Source organism: Paenibacillus ilasis (assembly GCF_043195395.1).
In the GTDB taxonomy this organism is placed as follows: domain Bacteria; phylum Bacillota; class Bacilli; order Paenibacillales; family Paenibacillaceae; genus Paenibacillus_AQ; species Paenibacillus_AQ lautus.
The window spans coordinates 3,426,269-3,449,143 of sequence record NZ_JBHDJG010000001.1 but is presented as its reverse complement, the minus strand read 5'-3'; the positions used below and the strand labels follow the sequence as shown (position 1 = coordinate 3,449,143).

General features: G+C 48.0%; 22 protein-coding genes and 1 pseudogene. 16 read left to right on the top strand and 7 right to left on the bottom strand.

The annotated features are described in order from the left end of the window. Positions 1–79: 79 nt before the first annotated feature. The 4 genes from ACETK5_RS15455 (at position 80) to ACETK5_RS15440 (ending at position 3,413) form a co-directional block, all read left to right on the top strand. Positions 80–502: a cell wall hydrolase gene (locus ACETK5_RS15455; RefSeq protein ID WP_100536549.1), complete on the top strand. Its 423-nt coding sequence runs from the start codon at positions 80–82 to the stop codon at positions 500–502. A gap of 88 nt (positions 503–590) precedes the next feature. Then, positions 591–989: a spore coat protein GerQ gene (gene gerQ / locus ACETK5_RS15450; RefSeq protein ID WP_243390847.1), complete on the top strand. Its 399-nt coding sequence runs from the start codon at positions 591–593 to the stop codon at positions 987–989. Between the two features lie 444 nt (positions 990–1,433). Beyond that, positions 1,434–2,753: a hemolysin family protein gene (locus tag ACETK5_RS15445; RefSeq protein ID WP_100536551.1), complete on the top strand. Its 1,320-nt coding sequence runs from the start codon at positions 1,434–1,436 to the stop codon at positions 2,751–2,753. A 162-nt stretch (positions 2,754–2,915) separates the two neighbouring features. Next, positions 2,916–3,413 carry a hypothetical protein gene (locus tag ACETK5_RS15440; RefSeq protein ID WP_100536552.1) on the top strand — a complete coding sequence of 166 codons (498 nt, stop codon included), beginning with the start codon at positions 2,916–2,918 and terminating at the stop codon, positions 3,411–3,413. 245 nt (positions 3,414–3,658) lie between these two features. On the opposite strand, the gene ACETK5_RS15435 is transcribed toward ACETK5_RS15440, so the two are convergent. From ACETK5_RS15435 to ACETK5_RS15420, 4 genes are all read right to left on the bottom strand, one after another. Then, positions 3,659–4,474: a DUF4367 domain-containing protein gene (locus ACETK5_RS15435; protein ID WP_100536553.1), complete on the bottom strand. Its 816-nt coding sequence runs from the start codon at positions 4,472–4,474 to the stop codon at positions 3,659–3,661. Next, positions 4,452–5,042 carry an RNA polymerase sigma factor gene (locus tag ACETK5_RS15430; protein WP_100536554.1) on the bottom strand — a complete coding sequence of 197 codons (591 nt, stop codon included), beginning with the start codon at positions 5,040–5,042 and terminating at the stop codon, positions 4,452–4,454. The genes ACETK5_RS15435 and ACETK5_RS15430 overlap by 23 nt, the downstream gene beginning before the upstream one ends. Before the next feature lie 336 nt (positions 5,043–5,378). After that, complete coding sequence (locus ACETK5_RS15425) at positions 5,379–6,608, bottom strand: aminopeptidase (RefSeq protein WP_100536555.1); 1,230 nt, start codon at positions 6,606–6,608, stop codon at positions 5,379–5,381. A 267-nt stretch (positions 6,609–6,875) separates the two neighbouring features. Beyond that, a complete protein-coding gene (locus tag ACETK5_RS15420) occupies positions 6,876–8,108 on the bottom strand; it encodes an aminopeptidase (protein ID WP_326112740.1) in 1,233 nt (410 codons plus the stop codon). 143 nt (positions 8,109–8,251) lie between these two features. Between ACETK5_RS15420 and ACETK5_RS15415 the strand changes: the two genes are divergently transcribed. Continuing rightward, positions 8,252–8,527 (top strand): hypothetical protein, encoded by a 276-nt coding sequence (locus tag ACETK5_RS15415; RefSeq protein ID WP_071224350.1) that lies wholly within the window; start codon positions 8,252–8,254, stop codon positions 8,525–8,527. Between the two features lie 218 nt (positions 8,528–8,745). Here ACETK5_RS15415 and ACETK5_RS15410 read toward each other — a convergent pair whose 3' ends face one another. Continuing rightward, positions 8,746–10,098 (bottom strand): TrkH family potassium uptake protein, encoded by a 1,353-nt coding sequence (locus ACETK5_RS15410; protein ID WP_326112739.1) that lies wholly within the window; start codon positions 10,096–10,098, stop codon positions 8,746–8,748. Positions 10,099–10,176: 78 nt separating this feature from the next. Between ACETK5_RS15410 and ACETK5_RS15405 the strand changes: the two genes are divergently transcribed. The 7 genes and pseudogenes from ACETK5_RS15405 to ACETK5_RS15375 all read left to right on the top strand — a co-directional run bounded on the left by ACETK5_RS15405 (position 10,177) and on the right by ACETK5_RS15375 (position 16,002). After that, positions 10,177–11,094 carry a DMT family transporter gene (locus ACETK5_RS15405; protein WP_100536558.1) on the top strand — a complete coding sequence of 306 codons (918 nt, stop codon included), beginning with the start codon at positions 10,177–10,179 and terminating at the stop codon, positions 11,092–11,094. A gap of 115 nt (positions 11,095–11,209) precedes the next feature. Continuing rightward, positions 11,210–12,345, top strand: a pseudogene (locus ACETK5_RS15400) (alcohol dehydrogenase catalytic domain-containing protein). Between the two features lie 162 nt (positions 12,346–12,507). Continuing rightward, positions 12,508–13,242, top strand: coding sequence for an AzlC family ABC transporter permease (locus ACETK5_RS15395; protein WP_326112733.1), 735 nt, complete (start codon positions 12,508–12,510; stop codon positions 13,240–13,242). Further along, positions 13,233–13,559: an AzlD domain-containing protein gene (locus ACETK5_RS15390; RefSeq protein ID WP_100536561.1), complete on the top strand. Its 327-nt coding sequence runs from the start codon at positions 13,233–13,235 to the stop codon at positions 13,557–13,559. Before ACETK5_RS15395 ends, ACETK5_RS15390 begins: the two co-directional genes overlap by 10 nt. A gap of 303 nt (positions 13,560–13,862) precedes the next feature. After that, positions 13,863–14,579: a glycosyltransferase family 2 protein gene (locus ACETK5_RS15385; protein ID WP_326112730.1), complete on the top strand. Its 717-nt coding sequence runs from the start codon at positions 13,863–13,865 to the stop codon at positions 14,577–14,579. Positions 14,580–14,590: 11 nt separating this feature from the next. Next, complete coding sequence (locus ACETK5_RS15380) at positions 14,591–15,820, top strand: glycosyltransferase family 4 protein (RefSeq protein WP_100536563.1); 1,230 nt, start codon at positions 14,591–14,593, stop codon at positions 15,818–15,820. A 14-nt stretch (positions 15,821–15,834) separates the two neighbouring features. Further along, the gene (locus tag ACETK5_RS15375) at positions 15,835–16,002 is read left to right on the top strand and encodes a hypothetical protein (RefSeq protein ID WP_165789609.1); all 168 of its coding nucleotides are present in this window, start codon (positions 15,835–15,837) and stop codon (positions 16,000–16,002) included. An 83-nt stretch (positions 16,003–16,085) separates the two neighbouring features. Here the strand turns inward: ACETK5_RS15375 and ACETK5_RS15370 are convergent, their stop codons facing one another. After that, positions 16,086–16,709, bottom strand: coding sequence for a DUF1796 family putative cysteine peptidase (locus ACETK5_RS15370; protein WP_243390848.1), 624 nt, complete (start codon positions 16,707–16,709; stop codon positions 16,086–16,088). Positions 16,710–16,901: 192 nt separating this feature from the next. On the opposite strand from ACETK5_RS15370, the gene ACETK5_RS15365 reads away from it, so the two are divergent. Further along, complete coding sequence (locus tag ACETK5_RS15365; RefSeq protein ID WP_100536564.1) at positions 16,902–17,237, top strand: hypothetical protein; 336 nt, start codon at positions 16,902–16,904, stop codon at positions 17,235–17,237. A gap of 15 nt (positions 17,238–17,252) precedes the next feature. Continuing rightward, positions 17,253–18,323 (top strand): glycosyltransferase family 4 protein, encoded by a 1,071-nt coding sequence (locus tag ACETK5_RS15360; protein WP_100536565.1) that lies wholly within the window; start codon positions 17,253–17,255, stop codon positions 18,321–18,323. 104 nt (positions 18,324–18,427) lie between these two features. Here the strand turns inward: ACETK5_RS15360 and ACETK5_RS15355 are convergent, their stop codons facing one another. Then, entirely contained in the window at positions 18,428–19,345 is a 918-nt protein-coding gene (locus ACETK5_RS15355) for an NAD-dependent epimerase/dehydratase family protein (RefSeq protein ID WP_394056611.1), read from the bottom strand. 178 nt (positions 19,346–19,523) lie between these two features. Between ACETK5_RS15355 and ACETK5_RS15350 the strand changes: the two genes are divergently transcribed. Then, positions 19,524–21,449 (top strand): LTA synthase family protein, encoded by a 1,926-nt coding sequence (locus ACETK5_RS15350; RefSeq protein WP_394056609.1) that lies wholly within the window; start codon positions 19,524–19,526, stop codon positions 21,447–21,449. A 202-nt stretch (positions 21,450–21,651) separates the two neighbouring features. Next, the gene (gene bioB, locus ACETK5_RS15345) at positions 21,652–22,650 is read left to right on the top strand and encodes a biotin synthase BioB (protein ID WP_100536568.1); all 999 of its coding nucleotides are present in this window, start codon (positions 21,652–21,654) and stop codon (positions 22,648–22,650) included. The last annotated feature ends 225 nt before the right edge of the window (positions 22,651–22,875 follow it).

The window sequence follows — 22,875 nt, the reverse complement described above, 5'->3', positions numbered from 1 at the left end:
TTTTCTCTTCACTTAGTCACATTTATGGGCGAATGCACATACAAATACAAAGTGATCTTAAGGAAGCGAGGGGAACTCTGTGGCAGTCATCAAAACGAATTCGAATGATGTGGATCTTCTGGCAAGATTGATCCGCGCAGAGGCAGAAGGTGAAGGCGAGCAGGGCATGCTCATGGTCGGGAATGTCGGCGTGAATCGGATACTGGGCAACTGCCTGGATTTTCAAAACGTCCGCAATATGAATGATATGGTGTTCCAGAGCCCAGGAGGGTTTGAAGCAACACAAAAGGGCTATTTTTATCAACGGGCCAGGGAGCGGGATCGTCAGCTTGCCCGAAGAGTGATCAATGGGGAACGTATATGGCCAGCGAGCAACGCGCTTTGGTTTTTCCGCCCGGCAGGGGATTGCCCGGCTACCTGGTACAATCAGCAGAACACAGGTCGTTTTAAATCACACTGCTTCTTCACCCCGACATATGCCGATTGCCCGACTGTTTTTTGATTCATGTTATACAACCGCTTAGGCGGGAGTTATAAATTAAAGGAGGAAATTACTTATGTACAATCAAGGTGTGCCACCTGTGAACTTCATGAATGGAGTCCGCTATCCGGGAGTGCCGAGCCGCGGGACGGCTGGTTATATGGCGAACGTTCCACCGCAGGTACCTAGCGGAAGCCCAATGACTCCAGGAGGCACCGTTGTTCCGGCCCCGCAATTCGAGCAATCTTACGTTGAGAATATTCTTCGACTGAATCTGGGTAAACAGGGAACCTTCTACATGACATATGAAAACAATTCACAATGGAATGCCAAGGTGTTCACAGGCGTGGTGGAAGCCGCTGGGCGCGATCATATCATAATTAGCGAACGGTCGACAGGACGCCGTATCATCCTGCTGATGGTAAATCTGGATTATGTCGTGTTCGACGAGCCGCTTCAATATCAATATCCAGGCGTTATCGGCAACCCGCCTCCGACAGGAAGATAACTTCTAGCAGCATCAGCATAATAACCTTCGTTTACTTAAGCGTAGACGGGGGTTATTTCATTATGTTTCAAATGGCAAATATTCAATGTCATGCGAATTTTTTCCGCCCGGATGTCTGAATACATAGTATTCTATTAACATTTTGAATGTTTATTCATAGAATATATCAATTCATCGAAAAACGAGTGCTAACGGCTGAGAATCAAATTAAAGCTTATAACAACGCTGATTAATGTCATAAGACAACGTTTGACTGTGTATCGTAGTACTATATAATTACTTATATAGCTTGCCTAAGTCGGAATAAGATAAGGAGATGAGACCATTGGGAAGTTGATGCGTAGTCCGAACACGTTGTTATGCTTGATGGCACCACACATTTTTAATAACCGAAGGAGGTGTTCCTATTCGTCATAGCATGCTGTATGGCGGGTAGGAGATCGATTGAGTGACCCCTTACCGAGTTTGATAAGTTTAACCTTGGTATTGATTCTCGTCCTGTTAAATGGATTTTTTGTATCGGCTGAATTAGCTTTCGTTAAAGTCAAAAGCAGCCGTATTGACGCTCTGGTCGAAGAAGGACATAGACGTGCAAAATTTGCGCAGAACATACTGCAAAATCTGGACGGATATATATCCGCATGCCAGTTTGGTATTACCATCGTGTCCATTGGACTCGGATGGATCGGCGAAAGAACGATATCCGCTATGATTACGCCTTGGTTTCATGGCATAGGCTGGAGTAATACAGCCGTTCATGCCGTGTCTTTGGTATTAGCCTTCATCCTGATTGCACTCATGCACATTGTATTTGGTGCATTGGCGCCCAAGACGGTGGCTGTTCGTAAAGCGGAACAAATTACGCTGCTGTCAGCAGGCCCACTGCGGGTATTTTACACCATCATGTTCCCGTTTATCTGGTTTGCGAATGGGCTCTCCAATAACGTTCTCCGCCTATTCCGGATGCAACCGGTGGTTGAACGGAATGTTCATACCGAGGAAGAACTGCGGGATATGATGAAAGAGAGCAGTGAGAGCGGCCTGATGGATAGCACGGATATGGTATTGGTAGACAACATTTTTGAATTTGCCGATACGACGGCAAGGGAGATCATGATCCCCCGAACAGAAATGATCTGTTTATACAACAATCTTTCATTGGAAGAAAATCTGAAGATCGCAAGCGAGGGGATGCGAACCCGTTATCCGATCTGTGACGAAGACAAGGATCATATCATTGGCTTTATTCACATTAAAGATCTGATGCGCGGATTCGTTCGTGACCAGCTTTCCTTGATTCGCCCGATCATTGCTGTTCCTGAGTCGATCAAGATCAGTGATTTGCTGCGAAGAATGCAGCGGAGCAAGACACAAATTGCCATTCTTATTGATGAATACGGCGGGACTTCAGGACTCGTAACCCTGGAAGACATTATGGAAGAAATCGTCGGTGAAATTCAAGATGAGTTTGACGAAGAGCGTCCGGGCATTGAAAAGGTGGGGGAGGATGAATACTCCATTGATGGATTGATGCTGATCGATGAAATTAATGACCAATTTGGTCTGAATGTGGATACAGAGGATTATGATACTATCGGTGGATGGCTGTCCTCACGTCTTGAGGTGCTGCTCCCGCACAAAGGTCAATCTGTCATGTATGAGGATTATCGCTTTGTGATTGAGGAAACCGAGAATAAACGGATCTCGCGGATTCGTCTGATCAGGCAGCAGCAGCAGCTGATTCAGGAAGAAGCAGGCGCGTAAACTGGATATTAGAAGAAGTAGCGACATATTATGCCGCTACTTCTTTTTGCTTGCAGAAAAGTTTCAAAAAATATATCAAACCATGAAGAATTAGATACTTTTGTTCTGTTACTGCGTGTTAAAATATGGATGTTCCTATTATATTGAAAGAAAGGTGATGTTATGTCGAAAGTACGCAGTCCTAAACGTATAGCTTCAGCACTTGCAGTCAGTGTTCTATTAAGTTTGTCTCTGGCAGGAGGGGCTTACGCGGATTCCGCACCAGACATTGCACCCGGCGCCTTAACGACACCGCCTCCGGTTGAAATGAATCTGAATTCTTCTCTCAACATTTTAGCCAATAAATATTTGATGAATTATTTTTCTTCGATAGGGAAAGTAAGCAGCACTCAAGTAGGGATAAACGGTACTACCAGTGCTTCCCAAGCTGTAGATTCTCTGGGAATCAATTATGTTATTCAACGCTGGACGGGCTCCGCTTGGGTTGATGCGGGAGCTGCATACGATAACGGAACGAATAAGACCTCTCTGAGCGGAAGCAAAACGTTCAACGTACAGGCAGGTTATTATTATCGGGCCAAGACAGTTCACTGGGTCAATGAGAGCGGTACATATGAAGAAGGGACTTATTACACGAGCTCGGTATTGGTGGAATTATAATACGAATATGGATTTATGAAGGGGGTGTCCCGAAAGATCGTAGATCTTGCGGGGCACTTCCTTTTTTTGCGCTGAAAGACGCTCCATGTAGGACGTGTCCCACCCATCGCTGGCCCGCTAACTGTTGATGTGGGCAACCATGGAGCAAAAAGGTCGAAGACCCAGCACTCAACTTGAGCCTGTCTTCGACCTTTTACGGTGCATGAATGAAAATCCGGTCTGTTCTTTTTAAGATCATCTCAAAATCATTGTATGCTGTTTGCAATTTTTATGAATTCTTCTTCTGTGAAGAATCCGCTGATGGATACAACCACTTGATCATTATCATATAAGAAGCGAAGATTATTCTCGGTTAGATAGGCTTTCGCTCCGGAATCAAGAACAACAGTCTTATTGATATCTCCATTGAGATTGATCATTTTGCCAAGTTGCATCCCGATAAGATCAATATGGAAAAACTTTTCGTCCGAATTTTTATAATGAAGATGGAGCTCGTCAAAAACGGCAGTTTCATCGGTTGTTAATGCGGTAGCCTCATGGAATTTGTAGTCCTCCGGAAGATAATTGACTTTTGGTATTTTAAATACGGCACGTTTTTGCGACTCTGTCAAAGATTCATCGGTATCTGTGAAAGGAATATATTCGGTGTCCACTAATTCAGCCGGCGGTACATACTCTTCTTCCGGCTCTACTGTTTGTTCCGGTGGGGGAGCAGTTAATGCCTTGCTCTTATCGACAGGCTCTCGCATGCCGAAAATTTGAGTCACCACACCATTTCCCCAATCCTTGATTTCCTGATAAACCGGTGTTACCGCTTGAGTTACAGAGGATGGAGAGAATATCAACGCACCAAAGAGCATGGAAGCTGCGATGACGCCGGCTAACTGAAATCTGCGTTTGCGCTGTTTCCGAGTGTTTATCTTCTCGACTTGCAGCTTGACCTGCTGCCAGGATTGACGTTTGGATTCGTTGTCAGTAGGGAGTGAGGAACGTGAGGCTGCACGATCAAAGGCTTCGTCAAAGGCCTCATCAAACCAATCATCGTATTTTTCGTTGCTCATCCAATTCACCCCACTCTCTATACAGCATTTTTTTTACGGATTCTCTGGCTCGGAACAAGCGCTGCTTCACGATCTCTTCGCGAGTATTCAGCAGCTCTGCGATTTCCCTGTACGTTAGACTATGCTTCCAACGGTACTCAATCAATAGCTTGTATTCAGGCTTCAATTGGTCGAGGTAATGCTCGATGGATTCCTCCAGCATATTCGACTCCACCTGATGTTCTACGTTCGTGGAAGAAACTACCACGTCCTCTTCATTAATAAAAACACTCTCGACATCCACTTGGTTACGGTATTTTTTATTTTTTCTTAAATAATTCATGGTTGAGTTTTTGGCAACGACACGGAGCCATCCCCGCATCTTGCTTTCGGTTTCAAAATTCGGCTTACTTGTAATCACTTTTATAAAGGACTCCTGAATGATATCCTCAACAGCAGCATGATCCCGTACGACATACAGTATCTGCCCATAAACGAGATCATAAAATTCATAATAGATTTCTTCCTGAATAGGTTCGCTCAGATCAGCGAAATCTGCTGCAAGGAGGAGCTGTAATCGGTTGGACACGCGATAATCCCCTCTCTGGTGTAACCATCCTATTTCTCTCATCATTTTACAACATATCGGGTGAAAAAGCCCTATTAATTCTAATAACAGCCGGCTCTGAAGACGGTTTGCGGGAAAAGGGTTTAACTGTAGGAAGTTATGTGTTTGAAGCGCTTTAGCTTATGAGTTAAAAAGGCAATTCTTAGACATGCGTCCATCTCTTCATCCTATGCTCGGCAATCTATTGGTATTAATCGAAAAAAAAACAGAGCAGCCTCTGATTAAAAGACTGCTCTGTTGTATAGTTTCGATCACATTGCGATGTGTTTGTCACGCACATAACGGAATGGCAGCGGTTTACGCCCAATTCCCGTTGATGAATACGGGTTCCTCCGTGCCATCATGCGTGATTCCGGTAATATTAAGCTCCTTGGAGCCCATCATGAAATCGACGTGGGTAATGCTGGTGTTCAGACCGCTTGCTTGAAGCTGTTCGGACGTCATGGTCTTGCCGCCTTCAAGGTTAAAAGCATACGCGCTGCCGATAGCCAGGTGACAGGAGGCATTTTCGTCAAACAGCGTGTTGTAATACAAGATGCCGCTTTCCGATATCGGGGAGCGATATGGCACAAGAGCAACCTCGCCCAGATAATGCGAGCCTTCATCCATGGAAATGAGGCGTGTTAAGGTATCTTCGCCTTGTTCCGCGGAGAAATCGACGATGCGGCCATTCTCGAACGTGATCGAGAAATTGTCGATGATGTTACCGCCGTAGCTTAAAGGCTTCGTGCTGCGTACCGTGCCGTTCACGCCGGTTTTGAGAGGAGCGGTGAATACTTCTTCCGTCGGAATGTTGGCAACGAAACGCTCGCCTTTCTCGTTGTGGCTGCCCGCCTGGGCCCAAATATGCCCCTCCGGAAGCTCGATCGTAAGATCCGTTCCCGGTGATGTGAAGCGGAGCTTATGATATTTCTTGGCATTGAGCTCATCCGATTTGTGCTGAAGGGTCGTAATATGCTCTTCCCATGCACCAATGGGATCTTCGAGATCCGCGCGAACCGCGTGAAAAATTGCGTCCCACATGTTGTTCACCTGCTGCTCGGCCGGAACGTCAGGGAACACCTTGGCAGCCCAATCAGGAGAAGGGTAGGCAATGCCGGTCCAGCTCATTTTATCGGCTTGCTGATATTGCCGGTATTTCGCCATGGCTGCGCCATATGTACGTTGATAATTGGATATACGCTCCGGATCAACGCCTTTAAGCAGGTCAGGGTTCGAGGAGAGAATCGTCAAGAAAGCAGCCCCTTGCTCGGCAAGCTCGGTTACTTCCTCCGCATAATATGTCGGCGGCTCCAGAAAAGCCTCATCTGGTGCCAGATCGTACCGAATCCGGTTCACAACCTCATCACTGTAGTTCACCTTAACTTGCTTGGCGCCCGTTTCATAAGCTTTCTTCACGATAAGACGTACCAACGGTGCAGCATCGATCATCGCGTTAACTACCAGCGTTTGTCCTGGCTGTACATTGGCACCCACCTTGACGGCAAGCTCCGCGTAGCGTTCCAATTTTTGCTCAAAGCTGGACATGACAGACCCTCCATTTCTTTTATGCTACCTTTAAGAGGTTGTTCAAAAAGTTGTCTTTTGATCACGAGGTAGATGATCAGGAAGCGAAGCATAAGCTTCGGTGCTGACAGCCGACTTTTTGAACATGCATTTTAAGTATCTTCGTTCGCTTTCTTGATTATCGCACCATTTTTCGGATTGTAAATCAACCTCAGGTCAATTAAAGGCCGGAAAAGTTCAAGAAAGCAGCTACTTCATAAGAAATAGCTGCTGATACTGTATCGTTTCTTAAAATGCCCAGTTTCCTTTCAGGAATACCGGTTCTTCCTGGCCATCTGCCGTTACTCCGTAAATATCCATTTCGCCGGAGCCGATCATGAAATCGACATGGGTTACACTCGTATTGAGGCCGTTCTGAATCAACTGCTCCTGATTCATTTCTTTTCCGCCTTCCAAGCAGAAAGCATAAGCGCTGCCAAGTGCAAGGTGGTTGGAAGCATTCTCGTCAAACAACGTATTGTAATACAGGATGTTTGACTCCGAGATCGGGGATTGGTGCGGCACCAGCGCCACCTCTCCAAGGTAACGGGCACCTTCGTCCATGTTCAGAAGACGCTCAAGTGTTTCATAGCCTTGCTCTGCCGTGAAGCTGACCACTTTACCTTCTTCAAAAGTAAGGGAGAAGTTGTTCACGATGTTTCCGGCATAACTCAAAGGCTTCGTACTGTGTACGGTTCCGTTGACTCCTGTTTTGAGAGGAGCGGTAAATACTTCTTCTGTCGGCATGTTCGCCACAAAGGCATGCCCGCGCTCGTTGATGCTGTCGCCTTGCGCCCAAATATGCCCTTCCGGCAGCTCGATGGTAAGATCGGTTCCCGGTGCGATATAGTGGAGTTTCTTGTATTTTTTTGCGTTCAGCACGGAGGATTTTGCTTCAAGCACTTCGAGGTGCTTGTTCCACGCTTCAACCGGGTTATCCTGATCCACACGTACGGTGTGGAAGATAGCATCCCACAATTTGCCGACTTGTTCGGATTCCGGCACATCCGGGAATACCTTGGCAGCCCAAGCTGCTGAAGGCACAGCGATCAGACACCAGCTAAACTTGTCGGATTGTTGATAGGCGCGATATGTCTTCAATGCTTCACCGCGCGCTTTGTAGAAGTTTCCGATACGCTCGGAATCAATGCCGCTGAGCAAATCGGGATTTTCGGCAAGCACGTGCAGAATGGCTGCGCCGTTCTCCACCAATTCCGTCATTTCGCCGGCATACCATTTCGGCGCTTCGGTAAAGACGTCATCCGCAGCTTTTTCGAATTGTAGTCTTGTTATCGTTTCGTCGGTCCACAGGATCTTAACCAGGCGGGCACCCGCTTCATATGCCTTTTTGGCAATCAAGCGAGTGAACTCGGCAGAATCGACAGGAGCATGAACCACTAAGGTTTGTCCTTCCTGTATGTTAACTCCAACCTTTACAGCCAACTCGGCATATTTGTCCAAGTATGTATGGAAATCGGACATTTGGTACCCTCCAATGCAATTTAATTTACCAACCCATATTATACTAGATCTTGCCGTATAAGAAAAACAATAATCAGCTGCCAAGAAAAGTGATATACTGAGTCTTGTGAGTGCTTTACAACGTAATGAAGGAGCGTGGAAACGTGTCAGAAGTCCGAATCGAGCGTGCGGATATGAAGCGGGATGATAGCGATCAGTTCGTAGGATATACCGTATTTTCTATAGATGGACATGCATCAGCCTACGAGATCACCTTCCTGAGCAAGAATGGCCGGGATTGGGACTACAGCCTGAACTTCGCCGGCGAGCCGGGAATCGAGGAGCAGTTTCTTCAGATTGACGAGCGGATTGAGGCCGACAACGAGTTGTTTGATGATTTGCTGGATGCAGCCATCGATGCGAGTGAGTTCGGGGAATAAGAGACCAATCCAAAATGTATTCCAATGAAAACAAACCGTGCACCTCCCGTGGAAGGGAAGCGTACGGTTTGTTTAAGATTGAAGCATGTATAAGTTTTCAGCGAAGGTGAACAAATTCGATAATCGCTGGAAAAACATCCTCTAAACGGGGTCTGTCCTCTGTGAAAGTGCGTCGATAGATGTTTTTCTTATATGTGCCGACATGGGAGAATAACAAGTTAACCAATCGTAATTCGACCTTCCGGATGGCGGTATAGTTCTTTATTATTCTTGCGGCTAAGCGCGTACGCAAGGGTTAGCGGACCCAACCGGCCAAGGAACATGAGCAGGGCAATGGTGACCTTGCCAACCCCGGACAGCTCGGTTGTAAGTCCCATCGATAGCCCGGCTGTACCAAACGCGGATACGGCTTCGAACAGAATTCTTAAGAATTCACCCGATTCCGTAACGGACAGAAACATGGAAGCTCCCACCAATAGCAGCAACGATAGTATCGTCAGCGTAATGGAACGATAAACCAGGGCTTGGGAAATTCGATTGCGATAGAGAACCACATCGCGTTTACCCTGGATCATCGTGACGACGGCACCAATGAGCACGGCGAAGGTGGTCACCTTAATGCCCCCTCCAGTCGATCCGGGCGCTGCCCCGATGAACATGAGGAGAATCATGAAAAACTGGGAGGATTGCTCCAGACTCGCGATGTCCAAGGTGCTGACGCCACCGGAACGCGGAGTGATCGATTGGAATAAGGACGCCATGATTTTTACCGGGTATGAGAGCGGGCCTAGTGTTTTGGGATTGCTGTGCTCCAGAATAAAGATCATGACAGCCCCGATTACGATTAACAGTGAAGTCACGGTTAATACAACCTTGGAGTGAAGCGACAGTTTCCTGCACTTCGGATATTCGATAAGATCAAAGATGACGATGAAGCCAATTCCCCCAAGGAAGATCAAAAACATGAGAATGATATTGACAACAGGATCCGCTACATAGGTTGCAAACCCTGAGAAAGGTCCGTGAATTTGACCAAAGAGGTCAAAGCCTGCATTGTTGAATATGGAGATGCTTTGGAATATGCCGAAGTAAGCTGCATCCGAAAGCGGCATAATCGCAGAGAACCTGAACGTCAGCAGCAAGGCCCCTGCGCCTTCGATGATCAGCGTGTAGACCAGCACTCTCCGGATGAGATCCACGATGCCTTGAATTTGGTATTGACCCATCGCTTCTTGAAGGATCATGCGCTCCCGAAGCGAGATTCTGCGATTGAACATCAATGCAATCCAGGTGGCTGAGGTCATAAAGCCCAACCCGCCAAGCTGAACGAGCATGAGCATGACAATTTGTCCAAATATGGACCAATGAGTCCCTGTGTCCACAACGGTTAAACCCGTTACACTGATGGCGGAAACCGCTGTGAAGAGAGCATCTACAATCGGGGTAGAAGTCCCGTCCGCAGTAGCGATGGGAAGTTTAAGCAGGAATGTCCCGATCAGTGTAATCGACGCAAAGCCGATCGCCAGAAATTTGGGAGGGGTCATTTGGTTTCGAAGGTCTTTCTTTTTCATGCCAATTATCCTTTTCCGAATGTTTTAATTTTGAAATCATTCTCTAATATAACACGAAAGGTGAATCATTTAACCATCATGAATTCGAACCGAGCACCGATTCCCGTATTTATTCCTCTATTTATCGGCATCATCGCTATTTCTTTTTCCTCGATTTTTGTAAAATGGTCCAGCAGCCCCGTTTCCATCCAGGCGATGTATAGACTGGTGATCACGTTCCTGATCATGCTGCCCTTCGCGGGTAAATATGTGCCGGCTATCAAATCGCTGAAGCGTTCTGAACTGCTGCTGCTCCTTCTATCCGGAGCGATGCTGGCCCTGCACTTTTTGTTATGGATGGGCTCCTTGAAATGGACAAGCGTAGCCAGCTCCACGATTATCCTTGCCCTTCAGCCGGTATTCGTGATGATGGGTGCTTACTTTTGGTTTAAGGAGAAAACATCGCTGGCAGCAATCGGAGGCATGGCCATCGCCTTTCTCGGCGTATTCCTTCTCATTGGAAGCAGTGGGCTCAGTGGGAGCAAAGGGCATTTGACCGGTGATATCATGTCTTTGATGGGAACGGCTGCGGTCGCCGTCCATATGCTGCTGGGTCAATTGCTGCTACGGCGTTTGCCGTCATTCCTGTACAGCTGGCTTGTCTTTGCGGTGGCAGCATCCGTATTGGCGGTGTACAACGTGGGAATGAACATTCCCATGACGGGGTATTCCGGACGTGAGTGGGGGATATTTGCCTTATTGGCTGTCGTGCCAACGGTATTCGGCCATCTGTTATTTAACTGGCTGATGAAGTATGCCACAGCCTCCACCGTATCGATGAGCGTTCTCGGAGAGCCGGTTGGAGCGAGTTTACTGGCCTTTCTCCTGTTGAATGAGTCGATGAATTCCCTGCAGGCGGCAGGGGGAGCGCTTGTGCTGTTAGGGCTGGTATTATTCTTGAAGGTCGGGAAACCGAGAAAGCAGCCTGTCGACATTCAACCCGAAGCGCTGGGGTGAATGTCGCTTTATTTTTTTGCCCTGCCGGAGTAGTTCTGATTGAAATGGCGTACACTGATCCTAAAAATACAAATCCTTACAAAAATGGATATTGATATGAAAAGGGGTTTCGTACGTGAAAGCAGTCACTTATCAAGGCAGACATCGGATCCAAGTGAAGGAAATGAAAGACGCCGTTCTTCGGCAAGCGACGATGTCCTGATTCGAGTCACCACCACGGCCATCTGCGGATCTGATCTGCATTTATATAACGGCGAGCTAAAGCCGCTTAACGATGATTACATTATCGGCCATGAGCCGATGGGAATCGTTGTGGATGCAGGTCCGGAAGTAAGCAGGGTCAAAGCGGGCGACCGTGTGATTATTCCTTTCATCGTTTCTTGCGGAACGTGCGTCTTCTGCCAGAATCAAATGGAGAGCCAATGCGATTATGCGAATGAAGGCAAGAATACCGGTGGTTTTTTTGGATACAGCGACGCGTACGGTGGCTTTCAAGGCGCGCAGGCGGAGCTGCTGCGGGTACCTTACGGTAATTACATGCCCTTTGTCATTCCTGAGGATGCCGAGATGGAAGATGAGAAGCTGCTCATGCTGTCCGATGCGCTGCCCACAGCCATATGGAGCGTGGAGAACGGAGGGGTTAAGCCCGGCGGTGTCGTGGTGGTCCTGGGGTGCGGTCCGATAGGATTGTTAACGCAGAAGTTTGCCTGGATGAAAGGCGCGAAGCGGGTGATTGCGATTGATCATGTGGATTACAGGCTGGCGCATGCGAAACGGACCAATCACGTGGAAACCTACAATTTCGAGAAGATACCCGAGATCGAGGATTATATTCGAGAGATTACCAAGGGCGGTGCCGATGTTGTCATCGATTGTGTGGGCCTGGATGCCAAACGGACCGGCATTGAGATGCTGGGAAGCATGCTAAAGCTTCAGGGGGGCTCCTTGGGTGCTTTCCGCATGGCTGTGAATATGGTTCGCAAATACGGGACCATCCAGTTAACCGGCGTATATGGGCTTGTTTATAATGCGTTCCCGCTAGGGGAGCTGTTCGAACGCAATATCACGTTAAAAATGGGGCTGGCACCCGTCATTCATTACATCCCGCATCTTTATCAAATGTTGAAAGAAGGGACTGTAGACCCTTCGGATATCATCACACACCGGCTCCCGATGGAGAAGGCTGCCCATGGCTACGACATCTTCAATGAGCGGAAGGATGGCTGTATCAAAGTCATCTTGAAGCCTTAAGCAGCCAAATAAACCGAATGAAGAAGCGTTCTTGGCGAATGAGCAGCATTCCCGGGACGCTTTTTTTGATGGGAAAATGGTGTAACAGCGTTGACAATCGTGCAGGAAGAATTCATAGTAATTAAAAATAGAATTGTAGAGTGAGAGAGGAATCAAATACAGATGAGCACCAAGTCAGAAAGGCTTCCCACTAGTCTTGAGGGGCCCAAGGGAAACTCCTATCTTCAAGGCTTCAAAGATTGTATTCCAACCCTGCTGGGTTACCTGAGCATCGGTTTTGCGGCAGGCGTCGTCGAGCGTACCGCAGGTTTCAGCCTGCTCGAAATCGCACTCATTTCGCTGCTGCTCTATGCGGGCTCCGGGCAATTCATAGCCGCAGGGATGGTAGCCGCTGCAAGCCCGGTCTTATCGATTATTGTTACGATATTTTTCGTGAATGCCAGGCATCTGCTGTTAAGCGCCGCGATTGCCCCGTACTTTAAAGGGCTGTCCTCGGGAAAAAGCTTCTTCATCGGCTCCCTGTTAACCGACGAGACGTTTGGCGTTGCGGCAGCTAAGGCCACCGAGCAAAAGAGACTCGGCTATAAATGGATGGTCGGTCTGAATATCACGGCATATCTGTTCTGGTGTGCAGCCAACATAGCGGGCGGATTAGTCGGGGAGTGGATTCCGGAGCCGGAGAAGTTTGGCCTTGATTTTGCTTTGCCGGGGATGTTTATCGGATTGCTGGCTCTGCAATGGATCAGCCGGAAGAAGTATAAACTCGACTTCATGGTGGTTATGATTGCCGCCGTTTCTGTGGTAGCTGTCAGTACGATTATGCCGGGAAGCGCGGCGGTGATTGTCGCGATTATGGCTGCGGCCACAGCAGGGATGGTGATCGAACGATGGAAATAAGATGGCCTATCGCCATACTGATTATCGGTTGTGCTGTCGTAACCCTCATTCCCAGGGTCCTGCCGCTTATGATCCTGAGCAAGCTCCGCATCCCGGAGATGATGATCCGGTGGCTCAATCATGTACCGATTGCTGTCATGGGAGCACTGCTAGCCCAAGAGCTGCTCCTATCGGATGGACGTATAGATCCAGGGGGGCATTCACTCGAATTGATTGCGGCCGTGCCTGCATTCCTAACCGCTTTTCTCACGAAAAGCCTGTTTGCCACCGTCATCGTCGGGATCCTGACTTTGGTGGGGCTCCGCTTGTTTTTCTAATTAAATGTCGCATGATGCATAAGCTGTTCTCCCAGCTGACAAGCGGGAGGACAGCTTGTTTTTGTTAGGGTTGACAGAAATGCCAGCATGCCTGAACCATGCACGTGCCTACAGGGAGCAGGGCGCACGATGTTACAAAAGCTGTTCCTATGGTTGTCCTTTTATATGCCTTCTGCCTGTTATTTGGTCATATGTCAGGGGACAGGGGTCCCTTTCGGAATGCGTAAGCACTGCATATGGTGTACTAACCCATGATATGTATTGAGATCATATATCAAGATAGGCAGAAGGAGGAGACAGGGGATGATGCCGACGGTTACGATAGTCATACCTTTCTATAACTGCCAGTATATACAGCAAGCATTGGAAAGTGCGGTACACCAAACGTACCCTGCCGTAGAAATCATTGTGGTAGATGATGGGTCAACCCAAAATTCCAATCTTATTACACCTTACATGAACAGAGTCTACTATATGGGCAAGAGTAATGGCGGAACGGCCAGCGCCTTGAATCATGGCATTCTGCATGCTTCCGGTGAATATATTGCCTGGCTCAGTTCGGACGATCGTTTTGTCCCTCAAAAGATTGAACGGCAGATGTCGTTTATGCTGAGCAGGGGACTCGATGTCACGTATACCGGTTTTTGTGTTATCGATGAGCACAACCGAATCACGAAACCTTATGGCGGGATTCCTATGGCAAGTACAGCAGATTTATGTCGTCAGTTTATCCATTTCAGCCCAATTAATGGTTGTACGGTGATTGCGAAGAAAGACTGGCTGCACCGGGTAGGTCTGTTTAATCAACAGCTTACTTATACCCATGATTACGATCTCTGGATTCGTTTGCTCTTGAACGGAGCCCAATTTGGATTTTTGCCGGATATACTGACCATGTACCGGGAGCATTCTCAAATGGGAACGATCCGCCACCAAGCAACCATTGTTCGGGAATATGAAATGGTCAAAAATAATTACCGCCATGTGCTTGAGCATTACGCACTTCAGCACGGCGGTTAATGGGGGATACCATGAAAATACTGCTAGCAACCCATTGGTTAATCCCTCACGTCGGCGGGGTTTGGCACTTCATGGAGCAGCTTAAAAATCATTTGGAGCGGCTTGGACATGAAGTGGATATGCTTGGAAACAGTCCCGATTACAAGAAAATCCATATTGTTAATCGAGGAAAGGAACTTTCAAAGGACGTATTGCTGCCCATGCTAGAAACCAAACTCACTAAGCAAACCGCACCGGGACTAAATCAACATTTTGCCTTACGCTCTTATGAGATGGACCGGTACTGCTTGGAGCTTGCAGCATCTTATTTCGGGCTGAATCAGTATGATATTATCCATACCCAGGATATATTCTCCACTCGTTCCTTAAGCAGAGTAAAACCAAAGCGTACCCCGCTTATTTCCCATGTCCATGGCTCCGTAGCTCGAGAAATGATGGACCACTTTCGCAAGAATCCCTCCGAAGGCGTAGACGAACGAAGTCCGGCATGGCGATACTTTCCTGCACTTGAATATCATGCTGCCATGTCTTCAGATATAACGATTGCTGCGAACCAGTGGTCCAAAAATATTCTGGTCGGGGAATTTGGCGTGCCTAGTTATCGAGTAGCCGTTTTCCAATATGGGCTGGATGCTGCCGGATTCCAAGCAAAGTTTAACCAAGGAAGTTCGGTGTTTCGGCCGTATGGAAAAAAAGTGATCATTTGTCCTGCCAGGCTGGTATATGTTAAGGGAATCCACGTGCTTCTGTCCGCATTAGCCATATTAAAGCAGATGCGCAGTGATTGGGTGTGCTGGATTGTAGGGGATGGGAGTATGCGGAGACAACTGGAGGAGCAGTGCATACATGCCTCATTGCAACAAGATGTGTTTTTTTTAGGCGAGCGAAGCAACGTTCCGGGGCTGCTCGCCCAGGCTGACATCTTTGTACACACCTGTATTCAGGATAATCAGCCGTTCTCCGTAATGGAGGCGCAAATGGCAGGATTGCCTTCTGTTGTGTCGACAGCAGGAGGTTTGCCTGAAATGGTCACGCATGGCTATACCGGGCTGCTTGTGCCAGTGGAAGATGCCCTGAGCACAGCTCAGCAATTAAACGCGCTTTTGGGAAATGATGAGTACCGTAAGTTCCTTGGTCAGAACGCAAAGGCGTTTGCCATCAATCACTGGTCCATGGACCTGATGATTGAACGACTTCTAGCCATATATAACAGCGCCATTTCGCAAAAATCTTCTTCTTAAAGGGGAGTGGAGATATGAACCAGCAGCAAGGATTTGCGGTTATGAGTGATTTATATAACCGACTATTTGTGAATCAGGTGTCAACTCCGGAGCTTGTTGTCGACTATGTAATATGGAACCGGATATTTCAATCGCTTCCTAAAGAATATAAGCTGCCAGACGAATCTGTCACGAATATTTAAGGATGAATGGCCGGTCAAGATGAGATTCTTGCCCGGCCATTTTGTTTTGATCATTGTTTTTTCATGAAGTGAAATATGTCAGGTTAGATCAGCCACATTCCATCAAAGATAAAAGACCAACGATGGCGGTTGCTATACCAAACGTCCTGATTCGGCATGTTGACTACGCATACATGCTTTAGCTTCCAGTCCTGCAATTCAAGCTCCGGAACCGGCAAATGGTTAACAACGAGGAGATGGAATGGACCTGTGACTAGCTGCTCCAGTGTTACAGCAAGCTCTTTGATATCTTCATAATTGGAATCGGTTCGGATAAAGAGAATACGTCCTCCGCTTTCTACTTTGTGCAAGAACCTTAAAATTCTTCGATCATATTTAGCTTTGACTTCCGGATAGGCTGCAAGGTGAGGCGGGAAGTTGCTGTGTATATAAAAATCATGGTTCATATATAGATCATATTCCCGATCCCACACGTTATAGAGCTCATCATTAGCCTTGTCAATTGTCGTTAGGTTAGGATAGGATAGCATCCCTTGAAATCGGTTGCGAAGCAATCTTGTAACATTAGGAAGTACTGGGGTACCCATCCAATCGAGAGGTCCAGCCATATTACGCAGTCCATGTGCCCTCAGTTCCATGGCGGGCAAACAGTTTATCCCCAAGCTGAAAATGGCAGAATAGGGTCCCTTCAGATCCTGCAGAGTCATCACGATGGTCACCAACCTTTCCAATCGAAATTATTCTTCATCATATTAAATGCGAATCGGAAAGAAGCGGCTTGGACCGGGGATCAAGTCACACGCATTTGGATGTTCGTCACTATGGATATGCCCTTACCGGCACAGCGGTAGTTACATATCCTGATATTAATGAAGCTGCCATAGCCAGGAGGGAATGAAATGTCCATCTTTCGTTTAGATGCAGTGGAATACGGTAACATTGACGCGCGGTATATCCAGTCCGTGGACCTCACCATTACGAATGCGGGGCCTGATGTATTTGATGTCCTCGTGCATGGATATCACCCCCAAGGAGTTTACCATGTCGGCCTAGTACATGTAGGGGTCGGTTCCACGGTGTTTGTGCCCAATATCATGAATCATAATATTGCGTTCAGCCTGCTGCTCGTGACCAATATTAATTACTCGTACTCCACATTGGTAACCGTGCATGCCAAGAACGAAGGACAGCTTGTGGCCGTCTACTCACATTCTGATTTTCAAGTTATCGAATAACGGGAGGTGTGCGACATGAAGGTGCTGTTCGTCTACTATGTGCCGAGCGGTGGGGTCGAAACATTAAACAGACAGCGATGCCGTGCACTGCGACTTGCCGGGATTGAGGCGCATTGTCTGTATTATAAGTGGGGGTCGGGCATGCAGAATGCTGCGGACTTCCCCATCTACGTAACCCGCAATGACATCGAGATCAAGCACATCTTGGATTCGAATAATTTTGACGTCATCGTCGTTACGACGGATCACGCCAGTTTTCCGCGGTTTCGAATGCTCGGTTTTAAAGGGAAATTCGTGCTGGAGATTCAAGGCTATGGACCAAAGAGTGTGGCTCATGCGCAGCTTACACAGGCAGCGCCGTATGTGAACCAGTATGCTGACGCGCTGCTGAATCCCAATACCCCTCATATTGCCGCTCTATTCCAGCAACTGTATCCTCATAAGCCTCAATTTCATTTCAACAATTGCTTTGACAGTCAGGAGTTCACATACAGTCATTATCCGAGTTCCCCAGACAGCCCGGTCATGGCATGGCTCGGGCGGATTGAGGATAACAAGAATTGGCGTGAATTTCTTCATATCGGTCATGCGCTTAAGGAGCATGTTCCTGATCTGCAAATGTGGATGTTCGAGGATATTGAGCTCAGCCAGCCGGCAGAAAGGGAACAGTTCCTCGCACTCATTCATGAGTTGGATCTGTTGGACCGGTTAACCCTTCGATCCAATGTGCCCAATGCAGAGATGCCTTACTACTATTCGGTTATCGGTGATTCCGGCGGGTTTCTGTGCTGCACCTCCAAGGTAGAGGGAGCGCCTTATGCCGTTCTGGAGGCGATGAGCTGCCGCTGCCCGGTGCTGACAACCGATTCGGATGGGGTATCTACCTCGGTGTACCACAATTCCACAGGCAAGTTCTACGTGCTCGGGAACGTACACCATGCCGTTAACGAAGCGCTTGAACTCATGAGGGATTCGGATCTGCGTGAACAAATTCGGAGCAAGGCGATGAGACATGTCGAGCACAATTTCAATCCACATATCTATGCGATGAATTTTGCCGGCCTGCTTCAATCGATAGGGTTGTAATCCCATGGTTTTAACATTCAGTACGTATAACAAAACAGCCTTATTCCTTGAGATGAACGAGGAACAAGGCTGTTTTCTGTTGTCACCTACCGTTCATTGGCTAACTAGGATGTGCGAAGCCAGTGGCGGTAGGTTTCTTCCACTCCTTCCTCCAGGCTAAATAATGGGCTCCACTTCAGGAATGCCCGGGTTCTCTCATTATTCAGACAGCTGTGCAGAATATCACCGTTCTTCGCAGGCAGATAGTTGACATCAATGCGGTCAGGATGCAGCCTGCTGATGAGATCGACGAGGGAATTGACGGTATGGCCGGTGCCGGTGCTAACATGAAGAACGCACTCATCCCCGTGTTGGATGGAGGCGAGGTTCGCTTCAACCACATCCTTGACATAAATGAAGTCCCGGGTTTGCTCGCCATCCCCGTATATATGAAACGGAGCCCCTTGACGCAGGCGGTCACCAAACACCGCCACAACACCGCCTTCTCCCTTCGCCGTCTGACCCGGACCGTAGACATTCCCATAACGAAGAATGGTGTACTGCAGGCCGAAGAAGCGGTGGTATAAACGGATATATTGCTCACCTGCCACCTTGGATAGTGCATAGAAGGAGATCGGATTAACCGGATCATCCTCCGTCAGCTGAGATTTCTCCAGATCTCCATATACGCCTGACGTCGAAGCAAACACAATCTTACGGACCCCTGCCTTACGGCAAGCTTCAAGTATATTGATGGTGCCCATCACATTCGCATCCGCATCAAGCCGAGGCTCCTGGATCGACCGCTGGACATCAGCCTGTGCGGCCAAGTGGAACACGACGTCCGGCTTCAGCGCGGAGATATACGACGTGGTCTGCTGACTGTTTACATCGGCTACATGTAAAATCGCCTCGCTGTGAAGGCGACCTGGATCTCCGGTTGTCAGGTTATCAATCACATGGACTTCATAGCCTTGATTAACAAGTCCATTCACCAGATGGGAGCCGATAAAGCCTGCTCCGCCGGTTACAACCATCTTCATGTCTTAAACCCTCCAGCCTTTTGATTGGGATGCTTTATCCTACGTGATACGGAAGGATCATGCATTGGACAATTGACAGGGGGCGCGAAGGAATGGGCAGATTAGATTGACGTTTACATTCCTGTTATAATGGAAGCTGCAATTTAACATTATTTTTACACAGAAGAGGGAATGGAAAATGGAACGCTACCTTGAACAAAGGTTGAAATTATGCATACTCGTTTTTTTGACGCTCTTATTGAAGTTGATCCTTCTAAGAGTGTTTCTGTTTAATGGGGTCGCATGGGGTAAGGTGCTTACCGATGCGCTATCTCTGATGGCCCTGATTAGCTTTCTGGAGCTGATCCTGCCGGTAAGAGGGAAAAAGATGGTCTATGTGATCCTAAATGTCGTATTATCTTTCATCATGTTTGCGTCCGCTGTTTATAACGTTCATTTTGGGTCCATACCGACGTATACCGCGCTTGCGGGTATCGGTCAAGTAAACCAGGTGAGAGCCAGCATTACGGCTTTGTTAGAGCCGGAGCACTTTCTTTTCTTCCTGGATGTGTTCGTTCTACTGGTCATATGGGCGATTCGAAAAATTCGTTCGCACTCCCAAAGAGGATTGCATTTCGGCGGAGTCCGTTCCAGCTATTCCGCATCCTATTCGCGCAGGCCTGGAATGAAGTGGCGTATATCCATGACGGTTGTACTGGTCATTGCGGGTGTTCTGTCCGGACTCATCATGCGCAAAGAATGGGGAATTGAGAATGAAATCGTGCGAGCGGAGCAAATGGGATTCATGAATTATCAGGTTTCCGCCGTGATCCGGAATTCGCAGGAGAATCGTGCGCTGGCCGAAGGGAGTCTGCAAGACACCATTCTGCGGTCCCAGCAGCTGCTGGCGACCTATCCTTACGTTAAGGAAGCTAAGGACAAGCCGGATTACTTCGGCGCTGCCACAGGCAAAAATCTGATCATCGTTCAGATGGAATCGCTGCAGAATTTTCCGGTTGGTCAATCCCTGAATGGCCAGGAGCTGACACCGGTGATGAACCAGCTTGCGGATGACGGTCTGTATTTCCCGCATGTCTTCCAACAGATTGGACAAGGCAACACGTCGGATGCTGAGTTTGCGGTCAATACATCGATTTATCCAACCGGAACGGTGGCGATGTCCACCGGGTTCGGACATAAAGAGCTGCCGGGTCTGCCGCGGCTCTTGAACAAGCACGGTTATGTTACGACGACATTCCACGTGAATGATGTGAAGTTCTGGGATCGGAGCAAGATGTACCCGGCCCTTGATTTTCAACATTATTACGACAAGCCGTACTTCACGAATGATAACTTCAATGAATTCGGACCTTCCGATGAAGAGCTGTTCCGTGTAGGCGTGGACAAGCTGCTGGAGAATCAACAGCAGAACAAGCCTACCTATGCCCACTACATCACGGTATCCAACCATTCTCCATACCATGTGAAGGATGAATTTGCAAAGATCACCCTGCCGGCTGAGCTGGAAGGGACCCATCTGGGGAATTACCTGAAGTCGGTGAATTATTCTGATTATGCACTCGGAACACTGGTTGACCGTCTGAAGCAGAACGGGTTGTGGGATGATACCGTACTGGTTGTGTACGGAGATCACTTCGGCATCAATCCGGCAGAAGCCGACGCCGATATGATCTCGTCCACGCTAGGTATTCCTTACCATGAGCGGGTCAGCCGATTTAACATCCCGCTTGTCATTCATGTACCCGGCATGAAGGAAGGAAAGGTCATCGAGCAGGTAGGGGGTCAGGTCGATATTCTGCCAACCGTCGCAAATCTTTTAGGCGTATCGCTTGACGATGAAGGCTTTAACGCATTTGGGCATGACCTGCTGAATGTGGACCGCAATGTAATCGGGATGAGATATTATTTGCCGACGGGTTCCTTCTTTAATAACGACATTCTGTTTGTGCCAGGGGACGGGTTTGAGGACGGCACGGCGGTTTCCTTAAAGACGCTCGAGCCCGTAACGGACATCACGCAGTATCGCAGCGATTATGACTATATATTGCAGCTGATGAAAATGTCCGATGAATACGTGAAAATGCTGCCCAAACGGGCGCCGTAAAGCCAATGAGTGGTTAACGAGGAAGAGGATTGTTTCATCAAGCCTGCCTGACGCAGGCATAGATGAAGCAGTCCTTTTTTTTCTTGTAAAGCTGCGATTGAGGATTGCCTCAGTTTCGTCATCTATGCTATTATTACCCATATTGTTAACTTGATTATTAATAAAAATGGTTGACAATAAAACGGAGAGGGTGAAGGAAGATATGACGACTCAAACCCATTATGATTGGGCGACGCTGGCTGATCATGTTGTGCAAGGGCATGATATTACGCCGATTGAGGCTATGGGAATTCTGAACAGCGAGGATCAAGAACTGCTGACGGTTATGCAGGCCGCCTATCGCATCCGCCGCGAGTATTACGGGAATAAGGTCAAGCTCAACATGATTGTAAACGCCAAATCCGGGCTGTGTCCTGAAGATTGCGGATACTGCTCCCAATCCATCGTGTCGGAAGCACCTATTGATAAATACGCATGGCTGACCAAAGACAAAATTCTGGAAGGCGCGCGTGAGTCGGTTCGCCGAAAGGCGGGAACCTATTGCATCGTTGCCTCCGGTCGTCGTCCTACCAATCGGGAGATTGATCATGTAGTCGCAGCGGTGAAGGAGATTACACAAACGACACAGCTGAAGGTGTGCTGTTGTCTGGGTTTTTTGAATGAGGACCATGCGCGTAAGCTCGCCGATGCCGGCGTGCACCGATATAACCATAATCTGAATACTTCCAAAGATAACTATGAGCAGATTACGACCACGCATACATACGATGACCGGTTAGATACCGTGAAGCAGGCAAGCTCTTCCGGAATGTCCCCATGTTCCGGAGCCATCTTCGGAATGGGCGAGAGCCTGGAAGAACGGGTGGAAATTGCGTTTGCTCTGAAATCGCTTGGAGCGGATTCGATTCCTTGCAATTTTCTGAATGCGATTGAGGGCACTCCGCTTGAAGGACGCAAGGAATTGACGCCGATGATGTGTTTGAAGATTCTTGCGATGATGCGGTTTGTTAACCCCACGAAGGAGATTCGGATTGCTGGCGGACGTGAAGTGAATCTGCGCTCCTTGCAGCCGCTGGGATTATATGCAGCCAACTCGATCTTCATCGGCGATTATTTAACCACAGAAGGCCAGGCCCATACCGCAGACTGGGGATTGATTGAAGATCTAGGGTTTGAAATTGAGGAATGCGCTCTGTCATGATGTATTGACATTTATGCATGAAGCACATACTATATACCCGTAGGGGTAGGAATGGGGACGGAATGTCCCATGCTCTTCCCACCAAGCATCAAGCTGATGCACTTGACAATGATGGGGGAATGCTTTGTGCTGATTGCATCTGCCGCTGTGATTATATTTATATTCAGTTTATATTACCGCAGGTATGTACCTATAACTGGTTTACGGTTCATGAAGTGCAGTGAT

Bases quoted from the DNA above. Each gene is read 5' to 3' on its own strand.
- gerQ (WP_243390847.1), top strand. From the start codon at position 591: ATGAATGGAGTCCGCTATCCGGGAGTGCCGAGCCGCGGGACGGCTGGT.
- ACETK5_RS15440 (WP_100536552.1), top strand. From the start codon at position 2,916: ATGTCGAAAGTACGCAGTCCTAAACGTATAGCTTCAGCACTTGCAGTC.
- ACETK5_RS15435 (WP_100536553.1), bottom strand. From the start codon at position 4,474: ATGAGCAACGAAAAATACGATGATTGGTTTGATGAGGCCTTTGACGAA.
- ACETK5_RS15425 (WP_100536555.1), bottom strand. From the start codon at position 6,608: ATGTCCAGCTTTGAGCAAAAATTGGAACGCTACGCGGAGCTTGCCGTC.
- ACETK5_RS15420 (WP_326112740.1), bottom strand. From the start codon at position 8,108: ATGTCCGATTTCCATACATACTTGGACAAATATGCCGAGTTGGCTGTA.
- ACETK5_RS15410 (WP_326112739.1), bottom strand. From the start codon at position 10,098: ATGAAAAAGAAAGACCTTCGAAACCAAATGACCCCTCCCAAATTTCTG.
- ACETK5_RS15405 (WP_100536558.1), top strand. From the start codon at position 10,177: ATGAATTCGAACCGAGCACCGATTCCCGTATTTATTCCTCTATTTATC.
- ACETK5_RS15395 (WP_326112733.1), top strand. From the start codon at position 12,508: ATGAGCACCAAGTCAGAAAGGCTTCCCACTAGTCTTGAGGGGCCCAAG.
- ACETK5_RS15390 (WP_100536561.1), top strand. From the start codon at position 13,233: ATGGAAATAAGATGGCCTATCGCCATACTGATTATCGGTTGTGCTGTC.
- ACETK5_RS15385 (WP_326112730.1), top strand. From the start codon at position 13,863: ATGATGCCGACGGTTACGATAGTCATACCTTTCTATAACTGCCAGTAT.
- ACETK5_RS15380 (WP_100536563.1), top strand. From the start codon at position 14,591: ATGAAAATACTGCTAGCAACCCATTGGTTAATCCCTCACGTCGGCGGG.
- ACETK5_RS15375 (WP_165789609.1), top strand. From the start codon at position 15,835: ATGAACCAGCAGCAAGGATTTGCGGTTATGAGTGATTTATATAACCGA.
- ACETK5_RS15370 (WP_243390848.1), bottom strand. From the start codon at position 16,709: ATGACTCTGCAGGATCTGAAGGGACCCTATTCTGCCATTTTCAGCTTG.
- ACETK5_RS15365 (WP_100536564.1), top strand. From the start codon at position 16,902: ATGTCCATCTTTCGTTTAGATGCAGTGGAATACGGTAACATTGACGCG.
- ACETK5_RS15360 (WP_100536565.1), top strand. From the start codon at position 17,253: ATGAAGGTGCTGTTCGTCTACTATGTGCCGAGCGGTGGGGTCGAAACA.
- ACETK5_RS15355 (WP_394056611.1), bottom strand. From the start codon at position 19,345: ATGAAGATGGTTGTAACCGGCGGAGCAGGCTTTATCGGCTCCCATCTG.
- ACETK5_RS15350 (WP_394056609.1), top strand. From the start codon at position 19,524: ATGGAACGCTACCTTGAACAAAGGTTGAAATTATGCATACTCGTTTTT.
- bioB (WP_100536568.1), top strand. From the start codon at position 21,652: ATGACGACTCAAACCCATTATGATTGGGCGACGCTGGCTGATCATGTT.